The 19475-nt window shown below is 42.4% G+C and carries 1 protein-coding gene; it reads left to right on the forward strand.

Annotation, left to right across the window (positions count from 1 at the left end; all coding sequences use genetic code 11):
* Positions 1 to 346: 346 nt before the first annotated feature.
* A partial coding sequence (locus EOJ36_RS10050; protein ID WP_127804952.1) for a tandem-95 repeat protein occupies positions 347 to 19475 on the forward strand: 19129 nt, incomplete at its 3' end.

The raw sequence follows: 19475 nt of genomic DNA on the forward strand, positions 1-19475 counted from the left end.
AGTAATAAATTCATAAGATGTGAAATGATTCATAAGGTTTGATTACTCCCCCTCCTTTAGAAGGAGGGGGTTGGGGGGAGGTCGGCGAACATAGGGGGATAGGGGGAGGTCGACGTACGGAAGGGGCTAGGGAGAGGTAAAGTTGTAGTATAGGCATTTGTAAAAAAAAATGTAAACCCAATCTTTACACCCACCCCCATCGCCTCCAAACCCAATTTTTCACGTAACCTTTTCTGCAATTTGTAAAAAAAGTGTTTTCTGCAACTTTTTGGACAGATGTCTTGCATGTGATATTATTTCTTTGTATCCGTAAAAATGTCCCTTGGACAAATTATATCATCAGTCTATGAAACAAGTTGCAACCACAAGCGCTATCGCTAGTGCTTCATCATCAAACCATTTTGGAAAAATGGCAAACAAAGCTTTATTACTTGCTTGTATATTTTTCCTTCAACTTTTCACTGCATCTGCGCAAACAAATTCGAATTGTGGATTTCTACCAGGCGATGGTTGTAGCAATACAGACTATACTAACTATGGTTTGAATTCAACAAACAATGTTGCGACGATTGAGTATGATAACTTCTTATCTACTTTCCACAGTACGATAGTTCGTACTTCATCAGGAAAGTACATCGTATGGGGTGAAAATGCGGCGAATACCGGTGCAGGCAATCTTGGTTTTCAGACAGAAATTAATTCAACGAATTTCCCTGCTTTGGGAAACCACAGGGTTTTAAAAGCTACAGGAGCTAGTGCATCATCATTTGCATCTGGCGTTTTGGGTACGGGTGGTCAGTTTGCAGTACTTACAACAGACGGTTTGTATGGATGGGGTGCCGGCGGTACTTTATTTTCTACTACCGTAAAAAGCAATACTACATTTGGAAAAATTGCAGCTACCAATGGCAATGCATTGGGATTACCTCCCGGGGTTGGTGTGGCTGATGTAAAAATGTTAACCGGTACCGCTAAAGGACTTGCTATTACTACATGTGCCGGGGAAGTTTGGATTTTATCGTTTGCTACAAACGCTATCAATGTGAGGGGTAATGGGGGTCTTTCCACTGTAACGGCTGGTGATGCAAACAATTGGTCAAGAGTACAAACTGCAGCAGGAGTTCCACTTACAGGTATTGTAGCAGCCAGAATAAAAAATGATGCAGTTATAGCCTTAAGAAACGATAATACCATTTGGACCTGGGGCTATAAAACTTCACTGGGAAATGGGTCCGCTACTACCAATAGAAATTATGCCACACAAATGGCACATCCTGATCCGACCAAGACCATCAAAATGATTGGTATAACAGGTGGTACCAATAGCGTAGTCGAACAAAAAACGTATTATGTATTAATGACAGATGGTTCTCTCTATTCCATGGGTGGAAATTATTACAGACAATTAGGTATATACTCTACCGCATCTTCATTAACATGGGTACAACCCAGATATAACAGTGCCACGGGTCCTGTTATGGATAATATTGCATGGTTATCTGTTAACGAGCACGATGCTTTATATCCTTCTCTAAATGTTATTACCAAAGCAGGTACGCTTTATGCATGGGGTTATACGGATGGTGCCATGTTGGGAGTAGGAACTTCTACAGCAGCATCTGTATCTGATCCAATGATACCAAGAGGTGTATCTGCCACAGATAAGATCTTAGCAGTAAATACAGGTGGGCATACCAGTATGATCATCAAGGAATGCGAAAGCAAATTTGGTTACGTTGGACACAAAGCTTACGGAAGTATGGCTTCCGGTGTTGACGATTTACTCACTGAATCTCAATACACGTTTAAAACTTCAGCTATATCTATTTGCGGTGCTGTAACTATTGATTTTAAAGCAACAACACCGATGAATGCTGAAGGAGGTACTGCATATTGTTCCAATGTGCCAGTTACGTTAGAAGGCTATCCTGCTGGTGGTGAATATAAAGTTGTTTCTGGACCGGCAACCGTTAGTGGCAATCAAGTAACATTCACCGGTACAGGAGAAGTCGTATTAATGTACGATGCTTCTGCTGTTTGTAATAATACGGTTACTACTACAATCAAACTTCCCGTTGTAAACTGTGGTGATTCAGATAATGATGGTATTTTAGACAAGTACGATATTGATGATGACAATGATGGTGTTACCGATGCTGTGGAAACACCAAGTTGTTTTTATACCGCCTCAGAATGGAATACCTTAAATAAATCAGCTTTTGTTAGCATAAGCTCTGAATTAAATACCTTATCGCCAAATGTGAATTTTTCTGCATTGACCGATAATGTTAATACAATAGGTGCTATTCAATTTGTAACCTCAACAGCTCAGTCGCAGCTGAATAAAGAGTTATTCAAATTAACTTTTTCAAAGCCCATACAATTGGATGCTTTCTATATCAAGAAAACATCGGCTACGCAATTGTTCGATGCGGCAGCTACTATTAAAATACAGGGATCGAATGATAATACTGTTTGGACAGATCTTAGTGCTGTGATAACAGCTCCAACCGATGCGACAAACGTAACCGCAAACGGATCTGTTTCATTGACGAACTCCAATAAGTTCAGTATTACTACCAATGCAGGTGCATTCAAGTATTACAGAATTTATGGTGTAACAGCTGGTAATGTTTTATCAGGCATTGCATCGGAATTTTATTTTGATGTAAACAATGCTACTTACCAGGCTTCTTATTTCCCGAAAGCAACCTGTACCGATTTGGATACAGATAAGGATGGAATTCCAAACCGAATTGATTTGGATTCAGACGGAGATGGTTGCAGTGATGCATTGGAAAGTGGCTCAACTACTGATACGAGTGTTGATTTCAAGTTTTCAGGTAATGTTGGAACCAATGGATTGGCTGACAATTTGGAAACAGCAGCTGATAATGGAATCATAAATTACAGTAATAAGTATGTTTCCGCGGCATTAAACAAAAATTATTCTGTTTGTGCGGATACAGATGCAGACGGAATTAAAGACTGGATTGATCTTGATGATGACAATGATGGTGTTTTGGATAGCGAAGAGTATTCTTGTGTTACTTCTCTTTTAAGTAAAACAGGTATCAATGTTAGTTCATCTGTACCATGGGTATTCAATGGAGTAACAAGTCTGAACGCGTTATTAGATGGAATAGATGGTACTACGTATCAGGCTTACCCCAATGCATCGCTTTCCAATCAAACTGCTTTGCAATTTGATTTGCCGGAAGCAAAGGTGTTAACATTGATTGAATTAGGTAACTATCCGGGGCAAACACCGTTTGCTGTTGGTGGTACGTATAAAATACAAGGATGGGATGGTGCAACATGGGTTGATATTGTGGCCTCTCAAACCGTCGAGAATTCAGCTAAAATATATGCTACCAATAATTCAAACAAATTTAGCATGCCAAATAATAAAACGGCATACGCTAAATATCGTATTTATGGTATTTCCATGAGTAACCAAGGAAATTGGGCGCAAGAACTTTATTTTCAACAATTGGTTTGTACAGAGCTGGATACCGATAATGATGGTGTGATTAATCGCTTAGATCTTGATTCTGATGGAGACGGTTGTAGTGATGCGCTAGAATCAGGAGCAACGGTATCTCCTACGCTTAATTACCAATTCTCTGGTGCAGTAGGTGCTAATGGTTTGGATGACAGCCTAGAAACAGCAACGGAGAGTGGCGTTGTAAAATATACAAGCACCTACAAATCAGCTGCCTTAAACCGAAATTATTCTGTTTGTGCTGATACAGATAATGATACCATTAAAGATATCGTTGATATAGATGACGACAACGACGGTGTTCTGGATACTGCAGAGCTTACTTGTTCTAATTCAGTAATGAGCAAAACAGGGATCAATGTTAGTTCATCCGTAACATGGGTATTCAATGGAGTAACAAGTCTGAATGCATTAGTGGATGGAATAGATGGTACTAATTATCAGGCTTATCCTAATGCATCACTTTCTGGTCAAACTGCTTTGCAGGTTGATTTGCCTGAGGCTAAGGTTTTAACATTAATTGAATTAGGTAACTATCCTGGACAAACACCATTTGTTGAAGGAGGTACTTATAAGATACAAGGTTGGAATGGTACAGCCTGGGTTGATATTGTAGCGTCACAAGTGGTAGCCAACACAGCTCCTAAATACGCTTCCAATAATTCGATCAAATTTAGCATGCCGAATAATCAAACTGCCTATACCAGGTATCGGATTTATGGCATTTCAATGAGTAACCAAGCAAATTGGGCGCAAGAACTTTATTTCCAACAATTGGTTTGTACAGATTTAGATTCGGATGGCGACGGAATCGCGAACCGCTTAGAATTGGATTCGGATGGTGATGGATGTAGTGATGCATTGGAAGCAGGTGCCACTACCAATACAACTGCTAATTATAAGTTCACTGGAACCATGGGTACCAATGGCTATGATAATACCTTAGAAACAGTAGTTGATAATGGAATTACGAAATATACCAGTACCTATAATACGTATGCTACAAGTAAGCATTTAGCGATTTGTCTGGATACGGATGGAGACGGAATTAAAGACTTAGTAGATATTGATGATGATAATGATGGTATCCTAGATGCGATTGAATCGCCAGCATGTTTTTATTCAGCACAAGATTTTGTACGTCCTACTTCAGTAAGTACTGACTTGGCAATTTATTCTACCAATGTTATTTCCAATGCTATTGATAATAACACAGCTACTTATTCAGCTTTCAATGGATCGTTGGATTGGGTGGGTAAAAACATATTCAGTTTAACCGCTGCAGCTGCCACTAGAATTACAGGTGTATCTTTGGATTTAACTACCTGGGCATTATCAAATGGTGCTACCAATACCTTTAAATTACAAGGTTCTACAAATGGTACAACTTGGACAGATCTATCTGCAGTAGTATCTTCAGTGAACACTACAGGAACATTTGTAGTTAATAATACCTTACAGCCAAATACGGCGTATGGCTTCTACCGATTGGTAGGGGTTGCGGGTACATCCTACTATGGTGGAGTAACTGAAATTAAATTTATTTTACCAACAAACTTTAATGCATCTGAATATCCAAAAGCAGAATGTAATTCAGATACAGATGGTGATGGGAAAATCAACCATTTAGATTTAGATTCTGATGGTGATGGATGTAGTGATGCATTGGAAGCAGGTGCCACCACCAATGACGCTGCCGATTTCAAGTTTACCGGCACAGTAGGTGCTAATGGTTTGAATAATAGCTTAGAAACAGCCACGGAGAGTGGAGTGGTAAACTATTCATCAACGTATTATCCTTATGCTACAAGTAAAAGCCTGGCAGTTTGTTTGGATACAGATGGAGATGGAATCAAAGACTTAAAAGATCTGGATGATGACAATGATGGTGTACTAGATGCAACGGAGTCTCCTAATTGTTATTTTACGGCAGAAGAAATGCAAGTACCAGTGGCAATATCCACAGCACTGCCAATCTATACCACCAATGTTATTACGAATGCAATAGATAAAAATACCACAACTTCTTCAGCATTCTCACCTTCTATCAATTGGGTGGGTGTCGACTTATTTAAATTAACGGCGGGCTCTGCCACTAAGATTACAGGAGTTACTTTAAATCTGGTTAACTGGGCGCTTTCGTCTGCAACAACAAATACCTTTAAATTACAAGGTTCAGCAGACAATAGCGTCTGGACGGATCTATCAGCCCCTGTTGCTTCCACTTCAAATACAGGTACATTCGTTGTTAGCAATACTTTACAGCCTAATAATGCCTATAATTATTATAGATTGATCGGTACGGAGGGTACCTCTTATTATGGAGGAGTTACGGAGATAACCTTTAATCTTCCTACAGATTATAATCCTTCTTATTTCCCTAAATCATCTTGTGGAAGTGATACTGATGGGGATGGAATTCTAAATCATTTAGACCTCGATTCAGATGGTGATGGTTGTTCGGATGCAAAAGAAGCGGGTAGTTCATCTACCGCTACAAGTATAACGGCCTATCCAACCGGTACTGATGCCAATACAAATGGACTATTAAATAATTATGAGGGAACAACAGCGGGTACAATAAATTATACCTCCTATTATACCTATTACGCAAACAATAACACATTAAATCTTTGCCAGGATACAGACAAAGACGGAGTAGGTGATCTACTGGATATAGATGATGATAATGATGGAGTATTGGATACACAGGAATATTCTTGTACTCCATTTAATTCAACAGCTACTTGTACTTCTACGGAGCTGACCACGGCAACCTTCGGTATTTTCAAACATTGTTCTGGATGGGAATCTGTTGATCTGGATCCCGGAGCAGCCGTTGTTCGTGCTGACTTTGATTACATGGGTCTTGAAAATGGGGTACCTAAGTTTGATCTACAAGGATCGTATACTACTCCACTTTTTGGTAAAATTTCCCGTACCTATCAAACAGTACCTGGCCAAACATATACATTTAGCGTTAGATTAATCAGTTCATTTTTAGATGTAGGGACAAGCAAGCCTTATTTAAAAGCGGTTAACAATGCCGATGGTGCTGTAATTGGTACAACCTATTTGAATGGTACAGGTATACGTTCTGTCACTTTTGTGGCAATGGGTACATCTACTGCAATCACATTGGGACATGATGTGGGAGTGTATGATGCTAACAATCAATTCTGGAGTGAGGCAGGGTTTACATCAAATGGTGCAGCCTATGCACCTTGTACAACATTAGATACAGACAATGATGGTACTCCTAACCATTTAGACCTAGACTCAGACGGTGATGGTTGTACCGATGCCATTGAGGCCGGTGGTTCTACTACATCTACCAGCTCTACTGTTTACCCAACGGGTACGGATGCGAATGGAAATGGATTGTTGAATACTTATGAAGGTGTTACCGCTGGTTCTTATAATTATGTATCTACTTATTCAAATTATGCATTAAGCAAATTAATTAATGCTTGTTCAGATGTAGATAAAGACGGTGTAAATGATGTAAAAGATCTGGATGATGATAACGATGGCGTATTAGACGCTGAGGAATCTCCTTCTTGTTACAAAACTTTTGCAAATTTTGAAAAACCAGTTGCCGTTTCTACAGGCTTGGCTATTTATTCAACCAATTACATTGAAAACTCCATTGACAATAATGAAACAACTCGTTCTGCTTTCAATGGTGAATTAAATTGGGTGGGAGTTGATTTATTCAAATGGACAGCTGCAAGTTCAATTAATATCTCAGGTGTAAGTTTAAATCTTTCTACCTGGGCATTGTCTACGGCTGCTACCAATACCTTTAAATTACAGGGTTCTGCAGATGGCACTATATGGGAAGACCTTTCAGCTCCATTAGCGTCTACAAACTCTTCAGGCATATTAGTAGTGAACAATACACTTAAACCTAATAATGCTTATACTTATTATCGTTTAGTGGGTGTTGCAGGTACGTCTTACTATGGTGGCGTAACGGAAATGAAATTCCTGGCCGGTCCAGCATTCAACGCTTCTTCTTATCCATTGCTATCTTGTATTGTTGATACCGATGGGGATGGTGTGTTAAATCATTTGGATGTAGATTCAGATGGTGATGGTTGTGCAGATGCGATTGAAGCAAGAAGTTCAACAACAGCAACAGACATTACAAATTATCCAACTGGAACAGATGCCAACACCAATGGATTGTTGGATAATTATGAAAGTAGCAGTGTTGCGGGTACAGTGAATTATACATCCACGTATAGTTATTATGCCACATCGTCTGTTATTAATTTCTGTTTGGATACAGATGGAGATGGTGTGTCTAATATTGTCGATATTGACAATGACAATGATGGTATCTTGGATTCAGATGAATTAAGCTGTAATCCAGTACCAGTGAATGAAAATGGAACGTGTACTCCGGCTCAGTTAGGTGCAGGTGAATATGGAATATTTACACACTGTTCAGGATGGAAAGCCTATGATTTTGATTTGTCGGCAACTGGTGTAAGCCAATCGGATTTTGATTACATGGGCTTGGATTATACAAATCCATCTGCTCCAGAACCATATTTTGACTTACAAGGATCAAATACGAATCCAATCTTCGGTAAAATTTATAAAAACTATGTTACCGTTCCGGGTATGACCTATACCTTCGAAGTAACATTAAAGAATACATTCATTGATGCGGATAATGGTTCTAAACCATATTTGAAAGCAGTTGACAATGCAACAGGATCTCTTTTAGGTAGCACTTATCTAAATGGCATCGGTGTTCGTACACTTACATTTGTTGCCACAAGTACTTCTACCATGATCACTTTTGGTCATGACTCTCGAGTATTCTTAAGCGGAAGCCAGTATTGGAAAGGTGCTAAAATGACGCAGAATGGCAAGCCTTTGCAAGAATGTACTTTATTAGATACAGATAGTGATGGTAAGCCGAACTACTTGGATCTTGATTCAGACGCCGATGGTTGTGCGGATGCAAAAGAAGCGGGTAGCTCAACTACGGTTACTAGTACAACCGCTTACCCATCGGGAACGGATACCAACGGCAATGGTTTGTTGAATAATTACGAAGGAACTACTGCGGGTACTATTAATTATACATCCACATATAATAATTATGCATTAGCCAATACACTCAATGCCTGTGCGGATACAGACAGTGATGGAATAGGTGATGTGATTGATATTGACGATGACAATGATGGAGTGTTGGATACGCAGGAATCAACTTGTGTATCATCATTAATGTCTAAAACAGGTGTTACTGTTTCTTCTCCAGCAACATGGACGTATGGAACCGGTTTGACAAACCTAAATGGTTTAGTAGATGGGGTAGATGGAACTACATATGCCGCTAACACAGGGGCAACATTTACGAACGCATCCATATTAGAGTTTACGCTTCCAAAAGCAACCATTTTATCTCAAATTGAAATAGGAAACTATCCATCACAAAGTTTCTTAAATGTTGATGGTACGTTCAAAATGCAAGGATGGGATGGTACTCAATGGGGTGATATTGGAATAACTCAAGTAATTGCCAATACAGCTTCGATTAATGCATCTAACAACTCTATCAAGTTTGATATGGTGCATAATTTTAGCGCCTACTCTAAATACAGAATATTTGGTGTCAATGCAAAAGGTACTGCTGGCCAATGGGCAAATGAAGCCTATTTCACTCAAAGAACATGTACGGATGTTGATAAAGATGGAGATGGAATTCCTAACCGTTTAGACTTGGATTCTGATGGTGATGGTTGTGCAGATGCGGTTGAAGCGAATGCTTCATCAACAGCAAAAAGTATCACGGTTTATCCTACTGGAACAGATGCCAATAACAACGGTTTGAATGATAATTATGAATCATCAACCCTAGGTGGAGCATACAACTATGCATCAACCTACACAGATTATGCACTTGTAAATGCTATAAAGGCTTGTTTGGATACAGATGGTGACGGAGTGTTAGATCTAAAAGATTTAGATGATGACAATGATGGTATTTTAGACATGGATGAAATGTCTGCTTGTTCTACGCTCACTACACCTACTGCCGTTACGGCTAGTGCGTCTTGTTGTGGTGGTGTAGCCGAAAATACCATTAATAATTCCGGATTAATTGGAACAGGTTTGTCGGCTGTAACAGCAGTTCCAAATACGTTGTCGGATACTTATTTTAGAGCAGAACCCAATACATCTGCAACCTTAGAATATACATTGCCTGCCAATACAACGGTGGGAGGTGTAGTGCTATGGGCTTCAGATGTATTTAATTATGGTGGAGGAGATGGTCCCCTTAAAGACTTCAAAGTAGAGGTGATTTACAATGGAGTAGTAACCTATACTTCTGAAACGTTCACAACCAAACAACCCATTGGAGCTGGATCTAATACAGGTGCTCAGGTATTTTATTTAAATAAAACCTTTGTTAATCCAAGTAAGATCAGGTTACAAGTATTAACGGGTTGGTATGATGTAAATGATAATAACAGTATTCAGGTAGGAACTGAAACAATAGCTGCAGGATCAATTCGATCTCAATATAACTTGACGATTGGTGAATTCAAAGTTATTTGTGCACCTGTTGATTTAGATACAGACGGAGATGGTACTCCAAACCGTTTGGATCTGGATTCAGATGGCGATGGTTGTGCGGATGCGAAAGAAGCTGGAAGCTCAACTACAGCAACTAGTACAACGGTTTATACAACCGGTACAGATGCTAACTCAAATGGTTTGTTGGATAATTACGAGGGAACTACAGCTGGTACCATTAATTATACATCTAAGTATACAGATTATGCCTTAGTAAAATCACTTAACTATTGTTTAGATTCTGATACGGATGGTGTACCGGATGTATTGGATGTAGATGATGATAATGATGGATTGTTGGATACAGTAGAAGATTGTGTTCCACCTAGAATTTCATCTATTGATCACAATTTTAGATTGGGGTATAGCGGTTGGACCATTGCAGGTGCAAATCCAACTGCAGCAGGTCAATCTACAATAGGATATTACCTAACAGATGATTGGGATTTTAATGCTTCATTAAAACGAAATATTACTGCATTACCAGGTGAATATTTGGATGTTACATTGGATATTGGAAAGTTAGGTAATAATTCTACGGACTTTGTAAGATTCTATATCAACAATGTCTTGAAATTCTCTATTAGTGCCGCTGAAATGACGGGTACGCATGGTAGCACACAGGTATTTAATTTCAAAATATTAAATGATGTAGTAGATCCTGAATTCAAATTTGTATTTGAACATGATCATGATGCAGGTAATAATGACTTCAATACCAACTTTATTAAAGTAGACAGACTACAATCTTGTAACAATGATCTTGATGGTGATGGAATTCCAAACCGTTTAGATCTGGATTCAGATGGTGATGGTTGTAGTGATGCGAATGAATATTATGGTGTAACAACTGCCGAAGGAACAGATGGTAACCAATACTATGGTAACGGAAATCCGCCAACGGTTGATGCTACGGGTAAAGTCACTACTGCGACTTACACTGGAACAGCTGCCAATACTACTACGGCAGGTAAAGCTAGTGTGATCACTACTCAGCCTGCTGATCAACAAGTAACAGGTACTACCGCTACGTTCTCTGCAACAATTACGGCTGGGTCTGGTACTACAACTTACCAGTGGCAGGAAAGTAAAGATGGTGGTGCTACCTGGACCAATATTACCAATGGTGGTATCTATGCAGGGGCTACTACAGCTACCTTAACGCTTACGGGTGTAACGAGTTCGATGAATGAATATCGTTACCGCTTACAGATCAAACAATCAAATTTTGTTTGTGGCGATCTTGCCAGTTCGGTTGCACGTTTGATCTTGGGTAATACACCTAAGCTGATCGAGGATAATGTTACAGCTACAGAAGACACACCACTAACCGGTAATGTCTTGACCAATGATGCGGGTTCTGGAACGCCAGCTTCTGCCTTAACGGTGAATAGCTTTACCATTGCCGGTGTAACAGGTACGTTCACGGCTGGTCAAACCGCTACGATCCCGAATGTTGGTACCATTGTGATCAATGCAAACGGAACCTATACGTTCACGCCTGCAGCGAATTATACAGGTGCTGTTCCGGCGATCACCTATACGGCTACGGATGCAAATGGTGGAACCTCTACAGCGGCCTTGAACATTACGATGACAGCCGTAAATGATGTGCCGGTAGCTACAGATGATGTAGTGGCCGCCACAGAAGATACGCCTATCTCGGGAAGTGTTTTAACGAACGATACAGATGCCGATGGAAATACCTTATCGGTAACGTCATTCACCATTAATGGTGTAACCTACAATGCGGGTACTACCGCAAACATTCCAGGCGTGGGTACTATTGTAGTGAATGCTGATGGAACCTATACATTTACCCCTGCATTGAACTATGTGGGCGAAGTGCCAGATATCACCTATGCGATCAGCGATGGTAAAGGTGGAACGGATACAGGATTGATCGATATCACGGTAGCGGCTGGCAATGATGCTCCATTGGCTTCAGATGATATTGTGACCACCAACGCTGGTACAAACGCAACCGGTAATGTATTGTCGAACGATACAGATCTGGAAGGAAATACACTTACGGTTACTCAATTCACCGTAGCAGGTGTAACGGGTACATTCACGGCTGGTCAAACCGCTACCATCCCTGGTAAAGGAACGATCACCGTAAATGCAAATGGTACCTTTACATTTGTACCGGATGCAGGATTTACCGGTGATGTACCAATAATAACCTATACAGTTAGTGATGGAAATGGTGGAACAGATACGGGTGAACTGGATATTTATGTGGCACCTGTTAATGCCGTTCCGGTTGCAGCAAATGATACGAAGACCGTTGATGAAGACAATCCGGCTGAAGGAAATGTACTTTTAAACGATTCAGATATAGATGCGAATACTACGCTGACTGTAACACAAATTTCATTTACCATAGCAGGGACTGTTTATACATACCCGGCAGGAACCTTATCGACCATCCCGGGTGTAGGAACGATCATTGTGAATGCAGATGGTACGTATACCTTCACGCCAAACAGCAACTGGAACGGAACCGTTCCTGATATAACCTATACGGTTACAGATGATGATGGTGGTGTGGCAACGGGTACATTGGGCATTACCGTTACTCCGGTGAATGATTCTCCAATTGCCGTAAATGATGATAATAAAGTAACACCGGAAGACACGCCTATTACAGGGAATGTGTTGTCTAATGATAGTGATCCAGAAGGTCAGCCGATCACGGTATCCGGATTCTCTATTGTAGGGGTTACCGGAACATTCTTGCCTGGTGAAACCGCTACCATACCGAATGTAGGTACGTTGGTGATCAACGCAGATGGTTCATACACCTTCACTCCGGTAGCGAATTACAACGGACCGGTTCCGCAGATCACCTACACAGCAAAAGATGCAAATGGTGGTCAGGAAACAGCGAAGTTGAACATCAGCGTTTCTCCGGTGAACGATGCACCGGTTGCAGTAGATGATGTGGTAACTTCTCCGGAAGGAACAGTTGCTACCGGAAATCTACTGAGCAATGATACCGATGCAGACGGCAATACCTTAAGCGTAACCAGCTTTACGGTTAATGGCGTTACGTATCCTGCAGGATCTATTGTAACCATACCAAATGTGGGAACCCTGGTGGTGAAAGCAGATGGTAGTTATTCATTCACTCCGGATGCAGGGTATTCCGGAACCGTACCAACGATCTCGTATGCGATTTCAGATGGTAATGGCGGAACCGATACAGGTGATCTGAAGATCACGGTGGCACCGGTGAACGATGCTCCGGTAGTAAAGAGTGAACTACTCGTTACAAATGAAGATACCCCTATAACAGACAATATTCTCACAAACGATACAGATCCGGAAAACGATGCCTTAACGGTAACGCAGTTTACGGTTGGCGGACAAACCTATACAGCGGGTCAAACTGCAACGATTGAAGGCGTAGGAACGATCGTGGTAAATGCAAATGGATCATTCACATTCACTCCTGCCGCTAATTATTATGGAGCGGTTCCGGTAATTGGATATACTGTTACCGATGGAACAACTACAACCAATGGATCATTATCCCTTGCGATCATCGCGATCAATGATGCACCTGTGGTGAACAATGAAACAGCGGCTACTCCTCAAAACACAACGGCAACGGGTACCGTTTTGGCGAATGATACCGATGTTGAAGGAAGCACGTTAACGGTCACTCAATTCACCATTGCAGGTGTTACGGGTACATTCACTGCGGGTCAAACCGCTACGATCCCGAATGTGGGTACGCTGACGATCAATGCAGATGGTACGTATACATTTGTTCCGGCTACAAACTATTCCGGACCAGTACCGGTGGCAACGTACACCGTTAGTGATGGTACAACAACCTCAACCGGTACGTTATCGATATCAGTAACCCCAGTGGATAGTGATGGTGATGGCGTGATGGACTTCCAGGAAATTTTAGATGGTACATCACCAACAGATCCATGTTCGTTTAATCCAACCAGTCAAACCGGTACTCCTTCAACTGCTTGGAGTAATGCAGATTGCGATAGCGATGGCATCACCAATGGTGTAGAAGGTGTAGTGGATACAGATGGTGATGGTAAACCAAACTATAAGGATACCGATTCGGATGGAGATGGTATTTTAGATGCAGTTGATTTGTGTAGATTAGTTGCCGGAGTATTTCCAACAGGTTGTGTTGCTGGAGTAGTACCACCAGCACCACCAGTGCCAACAGGAGCAACATATACTGCTGGAGTTTCTACGAACCCAACATCGATTGTCGGAACAGTTCCAGCAGCGCCAGCAGGTCAAGAAACGGTATATTGTGATGCAACGGGAGCGAATTGCTCTACAACGCCTCCAGCGATGCCAACGGCTCCAGGAGTGTTTACCTTCTGTGTGAAATACAAAGATTTAACAACAGGTTTAGAAAGTTCATGTGTTACAGAAACCATCACGATCTTGCCAGCGCCACCAGCGCCAATAGATGGTACGTATACAGCAGGTGCAACGGTTAATCCTACAACGATAGCACCAACAGTTCCTGCAGCACCAACGGGTCAGGAGACGATTTACTGTGATGCCGCGGGAGCAAACTGCTCTAACGTAGCACCAGCGCTTCCAACCGCACCAGGTGTGTATGTATATTGTATCAAATACAAAATGACGACAGCGCCATTCTTGGAGAGCACGCCATGTGTAGTAGATACGGTAATTATCAAGCCAGCGAAACCAACAGTTGCTGATATAGCGTATTGTCAAAATGCAACAGCAACAGCCTTAACGGCAACGCCAAGCACTGGAGGTACTTTGAAATGGTACACTGCTGCCACAGGCGGAACAGGATCTGCAACAGCTCCAACGCCATTCACAGCAGCAGCCGGAACATTTGACTTCTTCGTAACGCAAACAGTAAACGGAGTAGAATCAGACCGTGCGAAAATCACGGTAACTGTAAATGCTGCACCAGCTATGGCTGCCACGACACTCGTACAACCTACTTGTACAGTGGCAACGGGAACAATTACGGTAACTGCTACAGGCAACACAGGAGATACCTATAGCATTGATGGCATCAACTATCAATCGAGCAATATTTTCACTGGCGTAGCTGCAGGAACGTACAATGTAACCATTAAAAATACAGTGGGTTGTGTGGGACCAGCGGCAACGGCGGTCATCTACGCACAACCAGCTACTCCATCGGCAGCAGTCATCACGATGAATACATCGGGTACTGTTTGTGAAGGCACAGCAACAACCTTAACAACTGCAGCAACAGCAACATCTTACCAATGGTATGATGCCAACGGAGCGATTGTAGGTGCAACGAGCCAATCATATACTACGTATGTAGGTGGCACGTACAGCTTAAAAGTGAAGAACGCAGCAGGTTGTGAAAGCTTAGCAAGTAACGTCTTAACCAACACGGTTCAAACATCACCAACTGCGACAATCGCACAAGGAACGGTATTGGCCATGAACGGATCTTGTAATGGAACACCGATTACCTTAACGGTATCGACTAATGCAAGTGGCGCAAGCTACCAGTGGACGCAAGACGGCGTGGATATTGCAGGTGCAACAAGTGCATCTTATCCAGCAACAGCAGCCGGTTTATATGCAGTGAAAGTAATCACGAATGCATGTACAACGCTTTCAGATGCAACGAAGATCATTGCTTCTCCAACGGTAACTACAGCGGTAACTCCAACAGTTTGTTCAGGTAATTCAGTAGCATTGAGTGTAGATGCAACGCAATACAGCAATGCAGCAACGTATCAGTGGCAAAAAAGCACTGATGGCGGAACAACTTGGAACAACATTGCAGCAGCAATAAGTGCAAACTATAATGCAAGTGCAAGTGGAGACTACCGAGTGGTTGTTACAGACGGGGCGGTACTTACTTCTTGTCCTACAACGGTAACAGTAAATGCCTTGCCAACTGCAACCTTAACTTTAGCTCCAGGCTCAACAGTTTGTGCAGGAACAACGATTACAGCAACAGCAACAGCAAGCGGACAAGCGAGCTTTACCTACCAATGGTTGACAGGTTCAACCTTAATGAGTGGAAATACAGGCACTAGCTTAACCATTAATGTTGCAGGAGATTATAGCGTGAAAGTAGTAGATGCGAACGGTTGTAAAGTAAACTCTGCACCGCAAACTATTACCGTAAATGCCTTGCCAACCGCAGCGGCAGTAACGGTAACGGATCCAACTTGTACTGTTACAACAGGAACATTAACTGTTGCGAATCCAGGTGGAGCAGGTTTCAGCTATAGCATCGACGGAACTGACTTTACGAATACAACAGGTATATTTACGGGATTAGCTCCAAATACCTACAATGTATATGTGAAGAACGCTACCGGTTGTGTGAGTCCAGCTACAAGCTCGGTAATTGCAGCAGTGCCAAATGCACCTGCAGCCCCAGCAAGTATCACTGGAAGCACTAGCCCAACCTTAGGAGTAACAACATCGTATGCAGTTGCACCAGTAACAAATGCATCATACTATGTGTGGACACTTCCAAACGGATGGACAGGCACATCTGTTACTGCATCAATTGCAGCAACAGTAGGAGCAGCAGATGGCAACATTACGGTGAAAGCCGTGGCTGCCAACGGATGTACTTCTCCGGCAACTGTCCTTGCAGTAGTGTCTATAGCACCAGTGATTGAGCCAGACTTCAACAATGGTCTAATCAATAAGCCAATTGCAGGAAGTCTTGCAACCAACGATGTAATCAATGGTGGCGGAACATACGGAACACCAGTAGCAGTAGCAGGTAATCCAACAGGAGCGACCTTCACGGTGAATCCAGATGGAAGCTACAGCTTCACAGCTACGCAGCCAGGAGTTTACACGTACAATGTACCAGTTTGTCCTGCAGGTCAGACAACGAACTGTCCATTGTCTCCAGTGACCTTCACGGTAGTGGATCCATTGGCAGCGAACGTTGCACCAGCAGTGAATCCAGACATCGCAACAGTGAAGTCGGGCAGCTCGGTAACTACGAACGTATTAGCAAACGATGTTTGTGAGAATCCAAATTGTACATTAGGTACTCCAACGATTGTGACGCAGCCTGCACATGGAACGGTAACAGTGAATCCAGATGGAACATTGACTTACACGCCAGCAGCAGGTTTCACAGGAACAGATGTATTGACCTACCAAGTTTGTGATAACTCAGTAAATCCAGCGGTTTGTAAAACAGCAACTGTAACTTATACAGTAGAGCCAGCGAATGCACCAGCAACTACTACGGCATCAGACGATGCAGTAAGAACAGTAGGTGACTACCCTGTAACAGGAAACGTATTGCGCAATGACGCTTCTACAGATCCGAATGCAGTGTTAACAGTAACTCCACAAAACACTACAATACCTGGAAAAGGAACAATTGTAATGAATGCAGATGGAAGCTACACGTTTACACCAGCAGCAGGCTTTACCGGAACGCTTGACATTCCATATACAGTTTGCGATAACGCAACACCACAAAACTGTGCAACGGCAACATTGCACGTAGTGGTAGAGCCAGCAGCACCAGTAATTGAGCCAGACTTCAACAATGGTCTAATTAATAAACCAATAGCAGGAAGCCTTGCAACCAACGATGTAATCAATGGCGGAGGAACATACGGAACTCCAGTAGCTGTAGCAGGTAATCCAACAGGAGCAACCTTCACGGTGAATCCAGACGGAACGTACAGCTTCACAGCTACGCAGCCAGGAGTTTACACGTACAATGTACCAGTTTGTCCTGCAGGTCAGACAACGAACTGTCCATTGTCTCCAGTGACCTTCACTGTCGTGGATCCATTGGCAGCGAACGTTGCACCAGCAGTGAATCCAGACATCGCAACAGTGAAGTCGGGCAGCTCGGTAACTACGAACGTATTAGCTAACGATGTTTGTGAGAATCCAAACTGCAGCTTGACCAATCCAACGATTGTGACACAACCAGCACACGGAACAGTAACGGTGAATCCAGATGGAACATTGACGTACACGCCAGCAGCAGGTTTCACAGGAACAGATGTATTGACATACCAAGTTTGTGATAACTCAGTAAATCCAGCGGTTTGTAAAACAGCAACTGTAACTTATACAGTAGAGCCAGCGAATGCACCAGCAACTACTACGGCATCAGACGATGCAGTAAGAACAGTAGGTGACTACCCTGTAACAGGAAACGTATTGCGCAATGACGCTTCTACAGATCCGAATGCAGTGTTAACAGTAACTCCACAAAACACTACAATTCCTGGAAAAGGAACAATTGTAATGAATGCAGATGGAAGCTACACGTATACACCAGCAGCAGGCTTTACCGGAACGCTTGACATTCCATATACAGTTTGCGACAACGCTACACCACAAAACTGTGCAACGGCAACATTGCACGTAGTGGTAGAGCCAGCAGCGCCGGTGATTGAGCCAGATTTCAACAATGGATTGGTGAACTCACCAATTGCAGGAAGCCTTTCAACCAATGACGTGATAGCAGGAGGTGGAACGTATGGCACACCAGTACCAGCAAGCAGCAACCCAACTGGAGCAACCTTCACGGTGAATCCAGATGGAAGCTACAGCTTCACAGCTACGCAGCCAGGAGTTTACACGTACAATGTACCAGTTTGTCCTGCGGGTCAGACAACTAACTGTCCATTATCTCCAGTGACCTTCACTGTCGTGGATCCATTGGCAGCTAACGTTGCACCAGCAGTGAATCCAGACATCGCAACAGTGAAGTCGGGCAGTTCGGTAACTACGAACGTATTAGCCAATGACGTTTGTGAGAATCCAAACTGTAGCTTGACTAATCCAACGATTGTGACACAACCAGCACATGGAACAGTAACGGTGAATCCAGACGGAACATTGACTTACACTCCAGCGGCAGGTTTCACAGGAACGGATGTGTTGACTTACCAAGTTTGTGACAACAGTGTTAGCCCACAAGTTTGTAAAACTGCAACTGTCACTTATACAGTAGAGCCAGCGAATACACCAGCAACTACTACGGCATCAGACGACGCAAAAACTACTACAAGTAATTCGTTTGTAAGTGGTAATGTGTTAACGAACGATGGATCAACGAATCCAAACGCAGTATTGACGGTGACATCGAATGGCAGCATTCCAGCATCGACGGGTACGATTACCTTTAACCCTGATGGAAGCTACACATTTGTACCAAATCCAAACTTCACAGGAACAGTAAATATTCCTTACACAGTTTGTGACAATGCAACTCCACAAAACTGCTCAACAGCTACCTTACATATTGTAGTTGAACCAGCACCAACGGTGATTGCACCAGACTTCAACAATGGCTTAATCAACAAGCCAATTGCAGGAAGCCTAGCAACGAACGACGTGGTAGCTG

This window comes from Sandaracinomonas limnophila (genome assembly GCF_004005965.1).
Taxonomy (GTDB): Bacteria; Bacteroidota; Bacteroidia; order Cytophagales; family Spirosomataceae; genus Sandaracinomonas; species Sandaracinomonas limnophila.